Consider the following 17990-nt stretch of genomic DNA (forward strand, 5'->3'; position numbering starts at 1 on the left):
TGCAGGGGGGTGTCGCGTCAAATTTCTTCGCCGCGATTCATCCGGGATTAACCAAGCGCGCGCTCAATGGACCCACGAGGTTGGGCGCTCCCACAACCAGGCACCGGCCGGGAAAACCTGTTCGCTTAGCGCGGGCGGGCGATGGTCGGCGTCGGTTCAGTACGGCGTCCAGGTGTCCCGAGGCGTTGCGTATGCGTATTTCGAACAGGTCGTCCGGCTATGCCTATAGCCTCGGGCGCAAGCGCGGCCACGGGCCCATCATGCGTCTCGCCATCCTGGTCGGGCTCGGCGGCGCGGCCGCAGCCGGCTTCTCGGCCTGGTCGGGCAAGTCGGTCGAGGGCGCCGCCGGCGGCCCGTCCGCCCAGATGGCGCGAGCGGTGCCGGCCAAGCTCGCCACCCCCGCGAGCGCCACCTCCACGCCATTGCTCAGGCCCGGCTATGTCGCCGGCTATGTCGCGCGGCCGTTCGCCGAGACCAGGCCGCTCGCCGGAGGCTTCCAGTCGACCAAGGCGGCGGCAAAGCTCGTAGTGCTTGACCCGGAGACCACCGGGGCGATCGCGCCGTCTGCGCCGTCCAGCCCCGCGGTCGCGTCGGTTCTCCAGCCTGCACCGTCAGCAATCGAGCCGCAGCAGCAGATCGCGCTGATCAGCCCCTTGCCGGTGCCCCGCCCGTCTGATCTCAGGCTGCCTTCCGTGCCCGAACCGCGCGCCACGACTCGCGCTGCCTCGCGCCGGAGCAAGGACGTCGCCGTCGCGGCCGAGCCGCCGGTCGACAACCGCTCCTTCCTCGAGAAGATCTTCGGCGCACGCACGCCGAGCACGGGTACGCAGCTCGCCTATGCGGCGCCGCAGGACGACATCACCGGGCGTCGCGGCAGTGGCTTGACGGTGGCGCCCGAGCCGGCGCCTGCGCCGTCTCCGATGGCCTCGCCGATGAGTGTCGGCCCCAAGACCGCGGTCTATGACATCAGCGCCCGCACGCTCTATCTGCCGAATGGCGAGCGCCTCGTGGCGAATTCCGGCCTCGGCGAGAAGATGAACGATCTGCGCTATGTCCATGTCCGGATGCACGGGCCGACGCCGCCGCATGTCTACACGCTGACCGAGCGCGAGGCTCTGTTCCACGGCGTGCGGGCGATCCGGATGCATCCGGTCGGCGGCGCCGGCAAGATCTTCGGCCGCACCGGCCTTCTGGTGCACAGCTACCTGCTCGGTCCGCGCGGCGATTCCAATGGCTGCGTCTCGGTCAAGGACTATGACCGCTTTCTGCAGGCCTTCCTGCGCGGCGAGATCACGCGGCTCGTCGTGGTCGCCGGTCGGGGCTGATCCGGCCGCTGATCGGATCGTGATTTGCGGTCGCGCGGGGCGCCATGGGCTTGGCGATGCCGGGGGCTATAGTCCCGGCATCTGCCAGAGCGCACAGGGAGCCGATCCATGACCCATCGCAGCTTTCGCTTTTCGCTTTTCCGCCGGAACCTTGTTTCATGGTCGCTCGCGGCGGGCGTTCTCGCTGCCGCACCGGTGCTCGCTCATCACGGCTGGTCCTGGGCCGCGGGCGAGCAGATGGAGCTGAAGGGCACGATCCGCAGCATCTCCATGGCTCCGCCGCATCCGATGCTGATGGTCACCGCGGCCGACGGCAAGGTCTGGCAGGTCGATCTCGGCAATCCCAGCCAGACCGAGCGCTCGGGCTTCACCGGTACGACCGCCAAGGTGGGCGATGCGGTGACCGCGATCGGCAACCGGCATCTCGACAAGAGCAAGGCCCATATGAAAGCGGTACGGATCGTGCTGGCCGGCAAGAACTACGACATGTATCCGGAGAGGATCCGCACGAACTGACGCCGCCCATGGACCTCGTCGCCGGCCTCGAAGCCTGGCCGGGTGCCGTGCTGATCCGGCAGTCCGGCACCGCCTATCTCTTCGTCAACGCCGCCCACATCCTCGGGGTCGGACTGCTGGTCGGTGCGATCCTGCCGCTCGACCTGCGGGTTCTCGGTTTCTTTCGCGCCGTGCCGCTGGCGGTGATCGCGGCCTTTCTGACGCGCGCCGCCGCCTTCGGGCTGGCGCTGGCGCTGGCGACGGGGTTCTGGCTGTTCACCGTCAAGCCGGACGAGTATCTCGCCAATGAAGCCTTCCTCTGGAAGCTCGGCTTGCTGGCGTTCGCCATCGCCAATATCGGGCTGCAGCATGCTGGTGGCTACCGCAGGGCGCTCGCGAGCGGGATGGTGACGGCTGCGATGCGCTTTCGGGCGGCGGTCTCGGCGACGCTCTGGCTCGCGACGCTGCTTGCGGGGCGCTGGATCGGATTTCTGTAGGAGGCGGGATGGCGAGGTTGCAGGCCGGGGCAGGAGGGCTCCTGATTGCGGGGATGTTCGCTCTGCTGCCTGTCTCGGCGACGCCGGCGAGTGCCGAGGTGCGCTTCGGCGACAATGTCCGCATCGGCGGGCACGACGCTTCGAACCAGCGCTTCGACCGCCGGAATCGCGGCGTCTACCATCTCTACCGGGGCAAGCCGCGCAACCCGGGCTGCAGCTGGCGCTCGGACGGCCGGGGCGGGCGGGTCAAGATCTGCCATCTGCAACGCATCGAGCGGCGCTGACCGGGCAGCGTTGCGCAAGACTCATCGCCGAACTGGCGGGCTTTGGTGTTGGCCGGGCCGCAGTTTTTTGCGGTCCGGCCGGCGCTTCAGTTTCAGAACTCTTCCCAGCCGGCGTCGCCGCCGCGTGCATTGGCGACCTTGCGGGCCGGGGCGGCTGCGGGCCCCTGGGCCACGGCAAGGCGTTCGCGGCGTGGGGCCGGCTGGTGCTGCTGGAAGGCGGTTTCCGCCAGCTGCCGCAGCCGTTCCGGCTCGGAATCATTGGCCGGGCTGGAGGCGGCCGGCTGGTAAGATCCGGAGGCGGCGCTCTCACTGGTCCGGAAGCCCGAAACCAGGGCGTTGAGTTCGCCGATCTTGCTCGACAGCGCGCTGGCGGAAGCGGCGCTCTGTTCGGCAAGCGCTGCGTTGGCCTGCGTCATCTCGTCCATATGGGCGACCGTCTGGCTCATCTCCTCGATGCCGTTGGCTTGTTCTGCCGAAGCCGCGGCGACGTCCGAGACCGTGCTCTGAACGTTCTGCGAAGCCGCGACGATGCGGGTCAGCGCGTCGCCGGCCTGCCGGACCAGCTTGACGCCGGCCTCGACCTCGATGTTCGAGGAAGAGATCAGGCCCGAAATATCCTTGGCCGCCTCGCCGGAGCGCTGCGCCAGGCTGCGGACCTCGGAGGCGACCACGGCGAAGCCCTTGCCGGCATCGCCCGCACGCGCTGCTTCCACGGCCGCGTTGAGGGCGAGCAGATTGGTCTGGAAGGCGATGTCGTCGATGACGCGGGTGATGTCGGAGATCTTCTTCGAGGCCTGCTCTATGCGCGCCATGGCCGAGACGGCGTCGGTGACGATGTTGCCGCCGGCCTGGGCGACCTGCATGGCCTCGCCGGCCTGGCGCACGGCCTGCTGGGCGGCCTGGGCCGCGGCCTTCACCGAGGCTGCGAGCTCTTCGGTCGTCGCAGCACTTTCTTCCAGCGACGAGGCCTGTTCCTCCGTGCGCTTCGAGAGGTCGTCGGAGCCCGAGGTGATCTCGCGGGCCGAGAGGCCAACCTCGGTCGACATGTTCTGGATCGTGCCGACCGTCGCGGACAGGCCCGCCATGGTCTCGTTGATGGCGTCCTTGAGCTCGGCGAAGCGGCCGCGATAGGCGGTCGGCACCTGCCGGGTCAGGTCGCCAGCGGCCAGCGCCCGCAGCGCCGCGACGAATTCGGTCGTGGCGTTGTCGACCACGGTGTTGATCTCGTTGATGCCGTCGACAAGTTGCTGCACCTGCTCGTCGCCATGGTCGATCTGCAGTCGTGCCGAGAAATCGCCGGCGGCCGCCGCGCCGACGACCTCGCCGACATCCGATACCACCGCCGCCATGGCGTCGGCCGAGCGAATGCGCGCCGCGGAAGCCTGGCGCTCCTGCTCCTGCAGAAGCGCGACCTGCTCGGTGCTCTCGCGCAGCACCGAGACCGCCCGCGCCATCTCGCCGATCTCGTCGCGGCGGCCGATATGCGGCACCTCGATCCGCGTCTCGCCGGCGGTGAGGCGGCTCATCGTGCCGCCGAGGTCGATGAGCGGGGCGATGATCGAGCGGCGGGAGAACGCCAGCGCACCGGCAATGGCGCCGCCGAGCACCAGGATGAGGGCGACCGGCAGCCAGATGCGCACCTGACCCGAAAAGGCGCTGGCTTCGGCGTCCAACTGGTTGGCGTGGCTTTCGTTGAAGCCGCTGAGCGAAGCGAGCTCCTCTTGCAGCGCCGCGCGATTCTTCCGGCTGGCGTCGCTGTTGCCCCAGGCTTCGGCGGCCCGGGCCGAGATTTCGCGAACCATGCGCGTCGTTTCGAGCCGGATGCCGACGAACTGGGCGATAAGTGCGCTGATCTTCTCCATGCGCTCGCGCTCGCCGGCGGGAACGAGCGTGGCGAGTTCCTTGCGGCGCTCTTCGACCTTGGCAAGGCCGGTCTCGACCGTGGTCGCGGCGATGCCGGCGAAATGCGGGTTGCGCGCGGTATAGACGAGATAGGAATCGGCGACGACGAGATTGACCGCGGCGTTGAGCCGTTCGGCGGCGAGGGCGACATGGTTCTGCTGCGAGGAGCGTTCGTTCATCGCCTCGATGCGCAACATCGCCAGAAGCGCGCAACCAACGGCAATCAAGGCACCGGCCGCGACGATCGCGATCAGCCCCAGAATCTGGGTCCTGATGGATTTCATGCTGTTCCCCTGCGCCGTCGTTTCGATCGCGGCGACGCAGGGTAACTCAGGGCTTTGAATGCAGTGTTAACTGCGCTCGGCCCCGTCGATGCTAGTCCTCGGTCGTGGCGGCCTTCTTGGTTGCTCCGGCCTTCTTGGCCGACGCCGCCTTCTTGGCCGTGGTGCTCTTTGCCTTTGCCGGCGTCTTTGCGGCCGCAGGTTTCGCACTTGCCTTGGTCTTCGACTTGGCGCCGCCACCTGCCGCCGCCTTGGCGTTGACCAGCTCGATGGCCTGCTCGGGCGTGATCTCCTCCTGCGTCATCGACTTCGGCAGGGTGGCGTTGACCTTGCCCCAGTTGACGTAAGGCCCGTATTTGCCGGCGCGCACCACCATCTTGCCGCCGGACGGATGGTCGCCGAGCTCGCGGCCGGGCGTCGCCGCGGCGCCGAAGCGCCGGCCGCCCGCGCCGCTCTCCTTGGCGACGATCAGATCGATGGCGCGGTTGGCGCCGATATCGAGAATGTCGTCATCCTTGTCGATGTTGGCATAGGTCTTGCCGTGCTGGACGTAAGGGCCGTAACGGCCGATGCCGGCAAGGATCGGCTCGCCGCTTTCCGGGTGTCGGGCGACCTCCTTGGGCAGCGAGAGCAGCGCGAGCGCCTTCTCAAGCGAGAGCGTCGCGGCGTTGGTGCCCTTGGGCAGGCTCGAACGCTTCGGTTTCTCGCCTTCGCCGAGCTGGATATAGGTACCGAAGCGGCCTTCGCGGACGCTGACTTCGAGGCCGGTCTCCGGATCCGTGCCGAGCACGCGCACGCCGTTGACCATCTGGCCGCCTTCGCCGGAGGCTTCGCCATCCGAGGCCGGCACGGTCAGCGGCCGGGTGAAGCGGCATTCCGGATAGTTCGAGCAGCCGACGAAGGCGCCAAACTTGCCGAGCTTGAGCGAGAGCGTGCCGGTGCCGCAGACCTGGCAGCGGCGCGGATCGCCGCCATCGGCGCGGGCAGGGAAGACGTAGTCGCCGAGGATGCCATTCAGCGAGTCGAGCACCTCGGTGACGCGCAGCTCCTTGGTCTCGCCGATCGTCGCGGTGAACTCTTCCCAGAACTCGCGCAGCAGCGCCTTCCAGTCGATCTCGGCATTGGAGACGCGGTCGAGCTTCTCTTCGAGGCTCGCCGTGAAGTCGAACTCGACATAGCGCTTGAAGAAGCTCTCCAGGAACGCCGTGACGAGCATGCCCTTGTCCTCGGGCACGAGGCGCTTCTTCTCGATGCGGACATATTCGCGGTCGCGCAGCGTTCCGAGCGTCGCGGCATAGGTCGAGGGACGGCCGATGCCAAGCTCTTCCATGCGCTTGACCAGGCTCGCTTCCGAGAAGCGCGGCGGCGGCTCGGTGAAGTGCTGGTCGGCGGCGATGGCGCGCTTCTCCAGCGGGTCGCCGGCCTTCATCGGCGGCAGCTTTCTGGAGTCCTCGTCCTCCTCGTCGTCGCGGCTCTCCTGATAGAGCGTCAGGAAGCCATCGAAGAGCACGACCTGTCCGGTGGCGCGCAGCTCGAGGTGGCGCGCGGCGACCTTGGCGGCGATGTCGACGGTAGTGCGCTCGATCGAAGCCGATTCCATCTGGCTGGCGATGGTGCGCTTCCAGATCAGCTCATAGAGCTTGGCCTGTTCGGGCTCGAGATGGCGCGCGACCATCGCCGGCAGACGGGCAAGATCGGTCGGGCGGATAGCTTCGTGAGCCTCCTGCGCGTTCTTGGCCTTGACCGTGTATTTGCGCGGCGCCTGCGGGACGTAATTGTCGCCGAACTCCTTGCCGATCACGCGGCGCGCCGCGGCGATCGCCGAGCCGTCCATGTCGACGCCGTCGGTACGCATATAGGTGATCAGGCCGACCGTCTCGCCGCCGATGTCGGCGCCTTCATAGAGGCGCTGGGCCAGCTGCATGGTCCGGGCCGGGGCGAGGCCGAGCTTGCGCGAGGCTTCCTGCTGCAGCGTCGAAGTCTGGAAGGGCGGCTGGGGATGGCGCTTGACCGGCTTGGCCTCGACCTCTGCGACGCTGAAGGCTGCTGTTTCGAGCGCGGCCTTGAAGGCTGCGGCTTCCTCGCCGGTGCCGATGTCGAGCCGGGTGATCTTCTTGCCGTCGGCGCCGCTGAGACGGGCGTCGAAGGTCGCGCCGGCCGCGGTCGCCAGCGTCGCGGTGAGTGACCAGTATTCGCGGGCCCGGAAGGCCTCGATCTCGCGCTCGCGGTCGCAGACCAGGCGCAGGGCTACCGACTGGACGCGCCCGGCCGAGCGGGCGCCGGGCAGCTTGCGCCAGAGCACCGGCGAGAGCGTGAAGCCGACGAGATAGTCGAGGGCGCGGCGGGCGAGATAGGCGTCGACCAGCGCCTGGTCGATCTGGCGCGGATTGGCCAGCGCGGTCTGCACCGCCTCCTTGGTGACGGCGTTGAAGGTGACGCGCTCGACCGGGATGCCCTTGATGGCGCGCTTCTGGTTCAGCGCCTCCAGCACATGCCAGGAAATCGCTTCCCCCTCGCGATCCGGGTCGGTCGCCAGAATGATCTTCTCGGCGTTCTTCGCGGCCTTGGCGATCTCCGACACCTGCTTGGCGCCACGGCCCTCGGTCTCCCAGAGCATCGCGAAATCGTTCTCGGGATCGACCGAGCCATCCTTGGCCGGCAGATCGCGGATATGCCCGAACGAGGCGATCACCTCGTAGTCGGAGCCCAGATATTTGTTGATCGTCTTGGCCTTGGCCGGCGACTCGACGACGAGAAGCTTCATGATCCAGATACTCGATGAGACAGCCTCCGCCACCGCGCACCCGGCCGAAAGGGCGGCAGGCGCGGCAGGCGTAAGCTCCGAAGGTTCGGAAATTTGCGCGCGAAAGTGGTTCAGCCCGCCGCCTCTGTCAAACGACGATTGTGCTTTGCGTCAAGCGCGGAGCAGCGTCGGGCGCTCCGGCATCCGCTAAGAGGGCGGTGCCGCGGAAATGGGGCGGGGAGGCTGCCCGTTCAAGCGCGGATCAGCCATGCGCTGGGCGATGCGGGGCTGTCCTGCCTGCCAGCCGATGGGAGGGGCAGCGCCAATGCCTGTGCAGGGCCGCGCGGACCATCTTGCGCAGGCTGTGGGGCGCGCCTAAACAGCCTGCTTTAATGACCTCGCAAGCACCCCTCTATCCGCACCGCCATCTCCTCGGAATCGAGGGGCTTTCGCATCTGGATATCGAGGCGCTCCTCGACCGGGCCGAGGCCTATGTCGCATTGTCGCGACAGGTCGAGAAAAAGACCGCGACCCTGCGTGGTCGTACCCAGATCAACCTGTTCTTCGAACCCTCCACCCGGACGCAGGCCTCCTTCGAGCTGGCGGGCAAGCGCCTCGGCGCCGATGTGATGAACATGTCGGTCGGCTCCTCCTCGGTGAAGAAGGGCGAGACGCTGATCGATACGGCGGCGACGCTGAACGCGATGCGTCCCGATATCCTGGTCGTGCGCCATCATGCGGCCGGCGCGGTGAATCTGCTCGCCCGCAAGGTCGGCTGCTCCGTGGTCAACGCCGGCGACGGCGCCCATGAGCATCCGACGCAGGCGCTGCTCGACGCTTTGACCATCCGCCGCAACAAGGGGCGGATCATGGGGCTGACCGTCGCGATCTGCGGCGACATCCTGCATTCGCGCGTCGCCCGCTCCAACATCATCCTGCTCAACGCGCTCGGCGCCAAGGTCAGGCTGATCGCGCCGTCGACCTTGCTGCCGGCCGGGGTCGAACGCATGGGCGTCGAGGTCTTCCGCGACATGCGCAAGGGGCTCGACGGTGCCGATATCGTGATGATGCTGCGCCTGCAACTCGAGCGCATGAACGGTGCCTTCGTGCCGTCTCCCAAGGAGTATTTCCGCTATTTCGGGCTCGATCGGGACAAGCTCGCACTGGCGGCGCCCGACGCGCTGGTGATGCATCCTGGACCGATGAATCGCGGCGTCGAGATCTCCTCGGAGGTCGCTGACGGCGCGCAATCGCTGATCCGCGAGCAGGTCGAGATGGGCGTCGCCGTCCGGATGGCGGTACTCGATGCGCTCTCCCAACATCTTCCCAATGTCTGAGGCGGCGCAAGGCCCGGCTTTGCCCAGGCCGGCATGGGCGTGGCGAAGCCGGGCCGCCGGCCTGTCGGTCGCTCTGAAAGGAAACTCCGATGTCTGAGGCCCGCGACATCGCCATTCTCGGGGCGACGCTGGTCGACCCCGCCAGCGGGCGCGAGGAGCGCGGCTCCGTCCTCGTGCGCGACGGCGCCATCGCCTCGGTCGCCTGGGGCGAGGCGGCGCCGGCCTTGCCCGAGGGCGTCGAGCGGATCGAGGGGCGCGGTCTCGTGCTGGCGCCCGGCCTCGTCGATATGCGCGCCTTCCTCGGAGAGCCCGGCGCGGAGTTTCGCGAGACGCTCGGCACCGGCTCGCAGGCTGCGGCTGCCGGCGGCGTCACCACCGTGCTCTGCCGGCCAGACACCGATCCGCCGATCGACGATCCCTCGGTAATCGATTTCATCAAGCGCCGGGCCCGGGACAAGGCGATCGTCAACGTGCTGCCGTCGGCGGCGCTGACCAAGGGGCTCGCCGGCAAGGAGATCACCGAGTTCGGCCTGCTGCTCGAAGCCGGTGCGGTCGCCTTCAGCGATGGTGCCAAGGCCGTGCGCAACCCGCAGGTAATGCGCCGGGCGATGATCTATGGCCGGGATTTCGACGCGCTGCTGATCAATCATGTCGAAGATCCCGAGCTGCGCGGCGACGGGGTGATGAATCTCGGCGAGTTCGCCAGCCGCAAAGGCCTGCCGGGCATTCCGGTCGAGGCCGAGACGGTGATGCTGGAGCGCGATATCCGCCTCGCTCGCGCGACCGGGGCCCGCTACCACGCGGCGATGATCTCCTGCTCCGACTCGCTGGCGCTGATCCGCCGCGCCAAGGCGGACGGGCTCGGCGTGACCTGCGGCGTCTCGATCAACAATCTCTGCCTGAACGAGAACGATGTCGGCGAGTACCGGACCTTCTGCAAGGTCTCGCCGCCGCTGCGCCACGAGGACGAGCGCCTCGCCATGGTCGAGGGCGTTGCGGAGGGGCTGATCGACGTGATCGTCTCCGACCATGACCCGCAGGACGTCGAGACCAAGCGGCAGCCCTTCGCCGAGGCGGCGAATGGCGCGCTCGGCATCGAGACCCTGCTTTCCGCCAGCCTGCGGCTGTTCCATGCCGGCCAGATCGGCTTGTCGGCGCTCTTCGCCGCACTGTCGGGCCGGCCAGCCGGGCTGCTCGGCCTCGATTGCGGCCGGCTCGTCGCCGGCGCGCCGGCCGACCTCGTCCTGCTCGATCCCGATGCGCCCTTCGTCGTCGACAAGCGCAAGCTGAAGTCGCGTGCCAAGAACTCGCCCTTCGACGAGGCGAGGCTGCAGGGCATGGTGCAGTTGACCCTGGTCGGCGGTGCTGCGGTCTATCGCGGCGACCAGGCTTGAGCGATCGGCGCGCCTGCGCCGGCAAGCATCGCGGTGGCGACCATGCGAAAACCGGTTCCTTCTTTACGGAAACCTGCTCTAATCGCGCCCGAAGGGCAGGGGAGGCTCTATGGCTGAGACGTTGAGCTGGGCACTGTCGGGCCCGCAGGGCGCGATCGCGCTCGCTTTGGGCTATCTGCTCGGCTCCATCCCGTTCGGCATCATCCTGACCCGTCTCTCGGGCGGCCCCGATCTGCGCAGCATCGGCTCGGGCAATATCGGCGCCACCAATGTGCTGCGCACCGGCAACAAGAAGCTGGCGGCGCTGACTTTGGTCGGCGACATGCTGAAGGGCACGGCCGCCGTCATGCTCGCGGCCTATCTGCTCGGCGGCAGGAACGCGGCGCTGGTCGCCGGGCTCGGCGCCTTTGTCGGGCACCTGTTTCCGGTCTGGCTCGGCTTCAAGGGCGGCAAGGGCGTCGCGACCTATCTCGGCATCCTGATCGGGCTGAAATGGCCGCTTGCTGTGACCTTCGCCGCGATCTGGCTCAGCCTCGCCTATCTCAGCCGCTATTCCTCGCTGTCGGCGCTGGTCGCGACGCTGCTGACGCCGCTGCTGTTCTGGTTCTGGGTGCGCGACCCGCAGGCGGCCGGCCTGATGGCGATCCTGACCGTGCTGCTCTGGTTCATGCACCGCGAGAACATTGCGCGCCTGCTGGCCGGCAACGAAGGCAAGATCGGCCAGAAGGGATAGGATCTCATGCCGGCTCCGGCTCTCGATGATCGACAGCGCCTCGAATGGCTGCGTCTGATCCGTAGCGAGAGCATCGGCCCGCGCACCTTCCGCGCGCTGCTCAATCGGTTCGGCGGAGCCGCCGCAGCGCTCGACGCCTTGCCCGAGCTAGCGCGCCAGGCCGGCAAAACCCTGAAGATCTGCCCGCTGGTCGAGGCCGAGCGCGAATTTGACATGCTGCTGCGGCGAGGCGCGCGGCTGATCGCGCTGGGAGAGGCGAGCTATCCGCTCCCTTTGCAGGCGATCGACTCGGCGCCGCCTTTGCTCGCAGTCGAGGGCGATCCGGCTGTCCTCAACCGTCCTTGCATCGCCATGGTCGGCTCGCGCAACGCCTCGGCCGCCGGGCTGAAGCTCACGGCGGTGCTGGCGCGGGAGTTCGGTGAGGCGGGGTTCGTCATTGTCTCCGGCCTGGCTCGCGGCATCGATACCGCGGCGCACGAGGCCAGTCTTGAAAACGGCACGGTCGCGGTGCTGGCCGGCGGGCTAGACGAGATCTATCCGCCGCAGAACCTGCCGCTGCTGCGCCGCCTGTGCGAGCGCGGCGCGGCGATCAGCGAGATGCCGATCGGCTGGGCTCCAAGGGGGCGCGACTTTCCGCGCCGCAACCGTTTGGTCTCAGGGCTGGCGCTCGGCACCGTCGTGGTCGAGGCCGCGCGCAAATCCGGCTCCCTGATCACGGCACGATTCGCCAATGAGCAGGGACGGCAGGTCTTCGCCGTTCCCGGCTCCCCGCTCGATCCGCGGGCCGAGGGTGGCAATCATCTGATCCGGGAGGGGGCGATCCTGTGCGCCGAGGCGGCGCATGTGATCGAGGTGCTCGCACCGATGTTGCAGCGCAGGGATTCGTTCGCGACGCCGCCAATGCTGGCGCGCGAAGAGGGGGAGGGCCCGGCAGCCTCGCAGGTGCTCTGGGACGAGCTCGATCTGCCGGACATCGCGGCGGCGCCCGAGCTTGCGCTCGCCATGATCCCGGCGGCTTCGACCCTCCCGGCTGCGGAGGCCTGCGACCGCAAGGCCCGGCTGCTCACCCTGATCGGGGCGGCGCCCATCGGGCTCGACGATCTCGTCCGGGCCAGCGGCGCACCGGCTCGCGAAGTCAGTCAGGCGGTGTTCGAGCTGGAACTGGACGGCGTCGTGCAGCGTCATGCGGGAGGCGCGCTCTCGCGCCGGTTCTGATCATTCCAGGGGACGTGCCGGCCTTCTCATCTGCGCTTCGCAACGGCGTCGCGTGCTCTCCGCTTCGACATGGGCCATGTCGATGAAATAGGCGAGGCTCTCGAGCCGTGCCGAACGTGCCAGAGCGCGGAGCTCCAGGCTGATTTCCTCGATGTAAGATGCAACCTGTAGTTGGTTTTCTGCAAAGGATCCGGGTTCGGTTGGAGCTGGCGTCGGAGAGGGTGTTTCTCTGCCGGAATCTCGGTTTCTCTCATCGGATTCGGTCATGTTTGGCCTGTTCAGAGAGATTCACGAAGCAGTGAATCTGCTTTTCTCATCGATGGCCACCCCATTCCGGTCACCGTAAGGTTGGTTGCCAAGACGGATCATTGCCCAACAGTGAACAGAAATGCAATCTTTGCGTGTATATCAAGGCGCTGGCACCTTGAGCCGGGAACCTGCCGCCGCCGGGCGCGTTTCTTCCCAGCCGCATTTCGGCCGCGATTGGTTCAGCAGCCATTCAACCGCCGTTCTCCAGATTCCGCGGCATGGCGGCAATGCCGCCGAGAGGAGGGTGCCATGCTTGATTTCGGAAAGAGCCGCCTCACCATAGCCGCTGCACTGGCCGGTGGCTTACTGGCCGTCACCATGACGCCGGCATCGGCCGATCCGGGCCGTTCGGTGTCCTTCGACAAGGGCAGGCTCGACAAGGCTCAGGCGGACTATTCGCAGTATTATTACCGGCGCGGCTGGCGTGCCAACCGCGGTGCGGCCGTGGCTGCTGGCGTCGGCCTCGGTGTCCTGGGCGCGGCGGCCATTGCGGCCAGCCGGCCGGCCTATGCCGAACCGGTCTACGGATACGAGTACGGCTACGAGCCGCGCTATGTCTATGAGGAGCCGGTCTATGTCGCGCCGCGCCGCTACTATGCGCCGCGTTACTATGGCTATGTGCCGGAGAATATCCGCGACCCGGCCGGCGGCAGCTATCGCTGAGCCAGGTGCTGCGATCCGGTAGCCTTAAGCAATTCTGAACCGGCCGGACCTAGTGATTCACGATCGCCATCGCCTGGCGGCGGTGGCGTTCCTTTGCGGCCGACATGCCGTTTCGGCAGGGGAAGGCCCTGCAGACTTGGAGAACGACGATGAAATCCCCGCTGAAGACCCTGCTGGCCGGCTGCGGCGCGCTTGCCGTCGCAGCTTTCTGGTCCGCGGCCGCATCGGCGCAATACTACAATGAGGGCTATCAGCGCCCCGGCTATGAGCGGCGTGGCTATGAGCGGGGCTATGACCGCCGCAACGAGCGCGGCTACGATCAGCGTAATCAGCGCGGCTACGATCGAGGCTATGACCGCGGCTATGATCGGGCGCAGCGCGAGCAGGGCTATGGTCGCGGTCGCGACAATCCGGCGAACCGGATGACGATCGAGGAACAGAAGCGGGCCCTGAAGAACCATCGCGAGGCGCAGAAGAAGGCGCTCAAGCGCGGCTATGTGCTGCCCTGATCGGTGCGGTCATTCCTCCTCAGGTGTCAGTCGGGCCAGCCGGTCCAGCGCGCCCTGGAGGATATAGGCCGCCGCCATCTTGTCGACGACGGCGGCGCGCCTGGCGCGAGAGGCGTCGGCGTCGAGCAGGGTGCGCGTAACGGCGAGCGTCGAGAGGCGCTCGTCCCAGAAGACGATCGGCAGCGCCGTGAGAGGCGCAAGGTTGCGGATGAAGGCGCGCGTTGACTGAGCGCGCGGGCCTTCGCTGCCGTCCATGTTGAGCGGCAGGCCGATGACGAGCCCGGCGACGGCGTGCTTTTCGGCGATCTTCAGCAGGGCCGCTGCGTCGAGCCCGAATTTGACGCGCTGGATCGTTTCCAGCGGGCTGGCGATCCGCCGCTCGACATCGGAGAGCGCAAGACCGATCGTCTTGGTTCCGAGGTCGAGTCCGAGCAGCCGGGCATGTGCCGGCAGGTCGAGATAGGTTTCGAGCGGAACGAGATTGCTGGACATGTTCCGCCGGTACCATGCGCCGCCCGCAGTTGCGAGCGGCGCGTTGGTTTCGTCAGTTGACGGTCTGCTGGGTGACGCCGGCCGCCTTGAGCGAGGCCGCCCATTTGGCGATCTCGGCCGCGAAGCGCTTTGCATGCGCCTCGCGGCTCCATTCGGCCTGTGGGAAGGCGCTGGTACCGACCGCCTTGAAGCGTTCGAGCACGGTCGGCTGCTTCAGCGCACCGGCGAGAGCCGTGTTGAGCTTGTCGAGCGCCGCCGTAGGCGTGCCTTTCGGGGCGTAGAGCCCGTGCCAGATCGTCATGTCGATCCTGGTGCCGGCCTGCTCCGCGGTCGGGACATTGGGCAGGACGTCGAGGCGCTCGGCCGAGGTCACCGCATAGGCGCGGATCTTGTCGCCCTGGATCTGCGGGACGGCGGTGGTCGACTGATCGCAGAGCACGTCGACCTGGCCGGCGACGAGATCGTTCATCGCCGGGCCTGTGCCGCGATAGGCGACCTGGGCGAATTTCACCCCGAGAGCCTGGGAGAGCAGAACGGCGCAAAGATGCGCGTTCGAGCCGACGCCGGCATGGGCGATGGTCAGCTTGTCGGCCTGCTGCTTGGCGAAGGGGAAGAAGGCCTTGCCGTCGACCGGTGGCAAAGCGAGCTTGCCGGCTATGACCATCGGGCCGGTATTGACCAAGCCGACCGGGGCGAAGGCGGTCTGCGTGTCATAGCCGAGATTGCTGTAGAGCGATGGCGCGGCGGCCAGGGCCAGGTGGTGGATCAGCAGCGTGTGTCCATCGGCGTCGGCGCTGGCGAGGCGCTTGGCTCCGGCGGTGCCGCCGGCTCCGGCGACATTCTCGACCACGACCTGCTGGCCGAGCGTCCGGCCCATATGCTCGCCGAGAAGTCGCGCGATCACGTCGCTGGGGCCGCCGGCTGCGAAGGGTACGATCAGGGTGATGGGCTTGGTCGGAAAGTTCTGGGCTGCGGCGGGCGCGCAAAGCGCGAATGCCATCAAGCCGGCGAGGGCGCTACGGCGCGTCGCCAGCAAGCGTCTGAGACCTGCAATCATTCACTTCCTCCGGTTGGGCTGACCGCTCTGCGGCGGCTTGCTTGGAAAAGTGCGGTCTCTGCCGACCTTGCGCCCCTCAGCGCAGGTCGGAGAGGTAGTGGACCTCCTGTGTCAGGCAAAGGCTGAGCCGGCGCTCGACGGGCATGCCGTCGAGCGAAAGGGCGAGCCTGTCGATCTGTAATGCGGGATCGCCGGCTGTGACGCCGAGCGCGGTTGCGTCCTCGCTGCCGAGCGCCACAGCCTTGAGGCGTTCCCGGGCATGGGCGATGGTGATGCCGTAATGGCCGGCATAGAGGCTGTAGAGATTGTTCGGAACGGGCCCGGTCTCGAGCCCCGGAAAGAGCCGCTGCGGCAGGCTCAGGGTCTCGACGATCAGCGGCCGCTCGCCGAGTGAGCGCAGTCGCCGGATGCGGATGACGGTCTCGCTGTCTGCGAGGTCGAGCGCCTCGCGTTCGCCAGCATCGGCGAAGGCCGTCGTGGTGCTGAGGACGGCGCTGTCGGGAAAGCGTGGCGCGCCCTGATCGGGCGCGAGCTTGAAGAACTGGAAGAGGATTCGCCGCTCGTCATGCTCGGCGACGAAGGTGCCGCGCCCCTGGCGCCGCACGACCAGATTCTCCGCTGCGAGTTCGTCCAGCGCCTTGCGCACCGTGCCCTGGCTGACGCCGATCTCGGCGGCGAGCTGGCCTTCGCTCGGCAGGACGGCGCCGGGCGCCCAGACACCATCGACGAGCCGGCGCACGAAGATGGCCTTCACCTGCCGATAGAGCGGACGGAAGCCCAGCGCTTCCGGCATTCCGGCCTCGCCGGGCCGCGCTGCATTTTCGAGCTTGTGCACACTCATGTGTCTTATATAAGACTTGAGATGAACAAGGTCGAGCCCCGATTTCGGAGAGCGACGACCGATCCGAGGAAGCTGCAAGGAGGCCGCAATGAGCAAGCCGCATCTCTTGGTGCACGAGAAGAAGGACACCGTCGGCGTCGTCGTCGTCGAGGGCCTCAAGGCCGGGACCGACATGCTCGGCGTCGTAACTCACGACAATTCCGACTTCCGCCTGACCGCCAAGATGGATATCCTGATCGGCCACAAGGTCGCGTTGAAGGATATCAAGAAGGGCGACACGATCTGGAAATACGGCCAGGACATCGGCAAGGCCATCGGCGACATCCGCCAGGGCGAGCATCTCCACATCCACAATGTGAAGACCAAGCGCTGGTGAATTTCGCCCGCCGCGATTCCTGAAATCGGGCTCCCCGAGCGGGTCGAGCCCTCAGCCGAGGGATTTTTCCATGTCTTCCATCGTCGCCAATTTCGATCTCGTGAAGGGCAAGCTGGGCCGCGTCAAAGGCCGCAAGATCGAGGCGCCCGAGTTCAAGGTTCCGCAGATCAAGCGCCCGAGCGGCCGCTCGCTCGATTCCTTCATGGGCTGGCGCCGCGAGAACGGCCGCGTCGGCGTGCGCAATCATGTCCTGTTGCTGCCGCTCGACGATCTCTCCAATGCCGCCTGCGAGGCCGTCGCCAACAACGTCAAGGGCACGCTGGCGATCCCGCATGCCTATGGCCGGCTGCAGTTCGGCGAGGACCTCGAAATCCATTTCCGCACACTGATCGGCACCGGCGCGAACCCGAACGTCGCGGCCGTGGTCGTGATCGGCATCGAGGATGGCTGGACCAAGCGCGTCGTCGACGGCATCGCCAAGACCGGCAAGCCGGTGGTCGGCTTCGGCATCGAGGGTCATGGCGACATCTCGACCATCGCCCGCGCCTCCTATGTCGCGAAGGAGTTCGTGCAGTGGGCGACCGAGCTGCAGCGCGTGAAATGCGGCATCGAGGAGCTCTGGGTCTCGACCAAGTGCGGCGAGTCGGACACGACGACCGGCCTGTCCTCCTGCCCGACGGTCGGCAACATGTACGACAAATGGATTCCGCGCGGGGTCCATGGCGTCTTCGGCGAGACCTCCGAGATCACCGGAGCCGAGCATCTCTGCAAGGCGCGCGCCGCGACGCCGGAGGTCGGCGAGCGCTGGTACAAGATGTGGAAGGCCTATCAGGACGATGTGATCGAGGCCCACAAGACCGACGACCTCTCGGATTCGCAGCCGACCAAGGGCAATATCGCCGGCGGCCTGACGACGATCGAGGAAAAGGCACTCGGCAATCTCGAGAAGATCGGCCGCGAGTGCAAGTTCATCGACATCCTGGAGCCGGCGCAGACGCCAGCGAACGGGCCGGGGCTCTACTACATGGACACCTCCTCGGCGGCGGCCGAGTGCGTGACCCTGATGGCGGCTGGCGGTTTTGTCGTGCACACCTTCCCGACCGGGCAGGGCAACGTCATCGGCAACCCGATCGTCCCGGTGATCAAGATCACCGGCAACCCGAAGACGATGCGGACCATGCCGGAGCATATCGACGTCGATGTCTCCGGTATCCTGCGCCGCGATATGACGATCCCGCAGGCCGGCGACGCGCTGATCGAGAACATCGTGCGTACAGCGAATGGCCGCCTCACGGCAGCCGAGGCGCTGGGCCATCGCGAGTTCTCGATGACCAAGCTATACCGCAGCGCCTAGATCGCCGCGCGTCCGTTCGGACGCGGTCACGGTGATCTATCTTATTGTTATCGCATCGGAGTTTTCCGAAAAGTGGAGTCCACTTTTCGGTCCGATGCTATAGAGCATGCGGATGTTCTCCGGAGCCACGCCGTCATCCCGGATAGGCGGCGCAGCCGTGCAGATCCGGAATCCATTGTAAGG

General features: G+C 67.1%; 18 protein-coding genes. 12 read left to right on the forward strand and 6 right to left on the reverse strand.

The window, feature by feature from the left end; translation table 11 throughout:
• Positions 1-191: 191 nt before the first annotated feature.
• The 4 genes from AC3RCC_RS14870 (at position 192) to AC3RCC_RS14885 (ending at position 2601) form a co-directional block, all read left to right on the forward strand.
• Positions 192-1325: a DUF2778 domain-containing protein gene (locus AC3RCC_RS14870; protein WP_492255754.1), complete on the forward strand. Its 1134-nt coding sequence runs from the start codon at positions 192-194 to the stop codon at positions 1323-1325.
• Positions 1326-1433: 108 nt separating this feature from the next.
• Complete coding sequence (locus AC3RCC_RS14875) at positions 1434-1841, forward strand: DUF6152 family protein (RefSeq protein ID WP_291634699.1); 408 nt, start codon at positions 1434-1436, stop codon at positions 1839-1841.
• Positions 1842-1849: 8 nt separating this feature from the next.
• Positions 1850-2317: a DUF2214 domain-containing protein gene (locus tag AC3RCC_RS14880; RefSeq protein ID WP_492255755.1), complete on the forward strand. Its 468-nt coding sequence runs from the start codon at positions 1850-1852 to the stop codon at positions 2315-2317.
• An 8-nt stretch (positions 2318-2325) separates the two neighbouring features.
• Positions 2326-2601, forward strand: a complete 276-nt coding sequence (locus tag AC3RCC_RS14885) for a hypothetical protein (protein WP_492255756.1) — start codon at positions 2326-2328, stop codon at positions 2599-2601.
• Positions 2602-2693: 92 nt separating this feature from the next.
• Here the strand turns inward: AC3RCC_RS14885 and AC3RCC_RS14890 are convergent, their stop codons facing one another.
• Together AC3RCC_RS14890 and topA are read right to left on the reverse strand one after the other, a co-directional pair.
• Positions 2694-4787, reverse strand: coding sequence for a methyl-accepting chemotaxis protein (locus tag AC3RCC_RS14890; protein ID WP_492255757.1), 2094 nt, complete (start codon positions 4785-4787; stop codon positions 2694-2696).
• 91 nt (positions 4788-4878) lie between these two features.
• Positions 4879-7548: a type I DNA topoisomerase gene (gene topA / locus AC3RCC_RS14895; protein ID WP_492255758.1), complete on the reverse strand. Its 2670-nt coding sequence runs from the start codon at positions 7546-7548 to the stop codon at positions 4879-4881.
• Between the two features lie 371 nt (positions 7549-7919).
• Between topA and AC3RCC_RS14900 the strand changes: the two genes are divergently transcribed.
• The 4 genes from AC3RCC_RS14900 (at position 7920) to dprA (ending at position 12206) form a co-directional block, all read left to right on the forward strand.
• Positions 7920-8864, forward strand: a complete 945-nt coding sequence (locus tag AC3RCC_RS14900) for an aspartate carbamoyltransferase catalytic subunit (RefSeq protein WP_452116145.1) — start codon at positions 7920-7922, stop codon at positions 8862-8864.
• 89 nt (positions 8865-8953) lie between these two features.
• On the forward strand, positions 8954-10258 hold the full coding sequence (gene pyrC / locus AC3RCC_RS14905; RefSeq protein ID WP_492255759.1) for a dihydroorotase: 1305 nt from the start codon (positions 8954-8956) through the stop codon (positions 10256-10258).
• A gap of 109 nt (positions 10259-10367) precedes the next feature.
• Positions 10368-10991 (forward strand): glycerol-3-phosphate 1-O-acyltransferase PlsY, encoded by a 624-nt coding sequence (plsY, locus tag AC3RCC_RS14910; protein ID WP_291634685.1) that lies wholly within the window; start codon positions 10368-10370, stop codon positions 10989-10991.
• 6 nt (positions 10992-10997) lie between these two features.
• Complete coding sequence (gene dprA, locus AC3RCC_RS14915; RefSeq protein ID WP_492255760.1) at positions 10998-12206, forward strand: DNA-processing protein DprA; 1209 nt, start codon at positions 10998-11000, stop codon at positions 12204-12206.
• Here dprA and AC3RCC_RS14920 read toward each other — a convergent pair whose 3' ends face one another.
• Positions 12207-12473 (reverse strand): hypothetical protein, encoded by a 267-nt coding sequence (locus AC3RCC_RS14920; protein WP_492255761.1) that lies wholly within the window; start codon positions 12471-12473, stop codon positions 12207-12209. It lies immediately after the preceding gene.
• Between the two features lie 291 nt (positions 12474-12764).
• Between AC3RCC_RS14920 and AC3RCC_RS14925 the strand changes: the two genes are divergently transcribed.
• Together AC3RCC_RS14925 and AC3RCC_RS14930 are read left to right on the forward strand one after the other, a co-directional pair.
• Positions 12765-13178, forward strand: coding sequence for a hypothetical protein (locus tag AC3RCC_RS14925; RefSeq protein WP_291645495.1), 414 nt, complete (start codon positions 12765-12767; stop codon positions 13176-13178).
• 149 nt (positions 13179-13327) lie between these two features.
• The gene (locus AC3RCC_RS14930) at positions 13328-13687 is read left to right on the forward strand and encodes a hypothetical protein (RefSeq protein ID WP_492255762.1); all 360 of its coding nucleotides are present in this window, start codon (positions 13328-13330) and stop codon (positions 13685-13687) included.
• Positions 13688-13696: 9 nt separating this feature from the next.
• Here the strand turns inward: AC3RCC_RS14930 and ruvX are convergent, their stop codons facing one another.
• From ruvX to AC3RCC_RS14945, 3 genes are all read right to left on the reverse strand, one after another.
• Positions 13697-14179, reverse strand: a complete 483-nt coding sequence (gene ruvX, locus AC3RCC_RS14935) for a Holliday junction resolvase RuvX (RefSeq protein WP_291634675.1) — start codon at positions 14177-14179, stop codon at positions 13697-13699.
• A 52-nt stretch (positions 14180-14231) separates the two neighbouring features.
• Entirely contained in the window at positions 14232-15236 is a 1005-nt protein-coding gene (locus AC3RCC_RS14940) for a tripartite tricarboxylate transporter substrate-binding protein (RefSeq protein ID WP_291645492.1), read from the reverse strand.
• A 76-nt stretch (positions 15237-15312) separates the two neighbouring features.
• Entirely contained in the window at positions 15313-16029 is a 717-nt protein-coding gene (locus tag AC3RCC_RS14945) for a GntR family transcriptional regulator (protein WP_452116154.1), read from the reverse strand.
• A gap of 136 nt (positions 16030-16165) precedes the next feature.
• Between AC3RCC_RS14945 and AC3RCC_RS14950 the strand changes: the two genes are divergently transcribed.
• On the forward strand, positions 16166-16453 hold the full coding sequence (locus AC3RCC_RS14950; RefSeq protein ID WP_492255763.1) for a UxaA family hydrolase: 288 nt from the start codon (positions 16166-16168) through the stop codon (positions 16451-16453).
• Between the two features lie 202 nt (positions 16454-16655).
• A complete protein-coding gene (locus AC3RCC_RS14955; protein WP_291634828.1) occupies positions 16656-17807 on the forward strand; it encodes a UxaA family hydrolase in 1152 nt (383 codons plus the stop codon).
• Positions 17808-17990 lie beyond the last annotated feature (183 nt).

It is taken from the genome of Allobosea sp. GW823-FHT01F03, from assembly GCF_058798075.1.

Coding starts and splice junctions, on each gene's coding strand:
- AC3RCC_RS14940 (WP_291645492.1), bottom strand. CDS start 15,236: ATGATTGCAGGTCTCAGACGCTTGCTGGCGACGCGCCGTAGCGCCCTC.
- AC3RCC_RS14930 (WP_492255762.1), top strand. CDS start 13,328: ATGAAATCCCCGCTGAAGACCCTGCTGGCCGGCTGCGGCGCGCTTGCC.
- AC3RCC_RS14945 (WP_452116154.1), bottom strand. CDS start 16,029: ATGCCGGAAGCGCTGGGCTTCCGTCCGCTCTATCGGCAGGTGAAGGCC.
- ruvX (WP_291634675.1), bottom strand. CDS start 14,179: ATGTCCAGCAATCTCGTTCCGCTCGAAACCTATCTCGACCTGCCGGCA.
- pyrC (WP_492255759.1), top strand. CDS start 8,954: ATGTCTGAGGCCCGCGACATCGCCATTCTCGGGGCGACGCTGGTCGAC.
- AC3RCC_RS14890 (WP_492255757.1), bottom strand. CDS start 4,787: ATGAAATCCATCAGGACCCAGATTCTGGGGCTGATCGCGATCGTCGCG.
- topA (WP_492255758.1), bottom strand. CDS start 7,548: ATGAAGCTTCTCGTCGTCGAGTCGCCGGCCAAGGCCAAGACGATCAAC.
- AC3RCC_RS14900 (WP_452116145.1), top strand. CDS start 7,920: ATGACCTCGCAAGCACCCCTCTATCCGCACCGCCATCTCCTCGGAATC.
- plsY (WP_291634685.1), top strand. CDS start 10,368: ATGGCTGAGACGTTGAGCTGGGCACTGTCGGGCCCGCAGGGCGCGATC.
- AC3RCC_RS14955 (WP_291634828.1), top strand. CDS start 16,656: ATGGGCTGGCGCCGCGAGAACGGCCGCGTCGGCGTGCGCAATCATGTC.
- AC3RCC_RS14920 (WP_492255761.1), bottom strand. CDS start 12,473: ATGACCGAATCCGATGAGAGAAACCGAGATTCCGGCAGAGAAACACCC.
- AC3RCC_RS14880 (WP_492255755.1), top strand. CDS start 1,850: ATGGACCTCGTCGCCGGCCTCGAAGCCTGGCCGGGTGCCGTGCTGATC.
- AC3RCC_RS14885 (WP_492255756.1), top strand. CDS start 2,326: ATGGCGAGGTTGCAGGCCGGGGCAGGAGGGCTCCTGATTGCGGGGATG.
- dprA (WP_492255760.1), top strand. CDS start 10,998: ATGCCGGCTCCGGCTCTCGATGATCGACAGCGCCTCGAATGGCTGCGT.
- AC3RCC_RS14925 (WP_291645495.1), top strand. CDS start 12,765: ATGCTTGATTTCGGAAAGAGCCGCCTCACCATAGCCGCTGCACTGGCC.
- AC3RCC_RS14950 (WP_492255763.1), top strand. CDS start 16,166: ATGAGCAAGCCGCATCTCTTGGTGCACGAGAAGAAGGACACCGTCGGC.
- AC3RCC_RS14875 (WP_291634699.1), top strand. CDS start 1,434: ATGACCCATCGCAGCTTTCGCTTTTCGCTTTTCCGCCGGAACCTTGTT.
- AC3RCC_RS14870 (WP_492255754.1), top strand. CDS start 192: ATGCGTATTTCGAACAGGTCGTCCGGCTATGCCTATAGCCTCGGGCGC.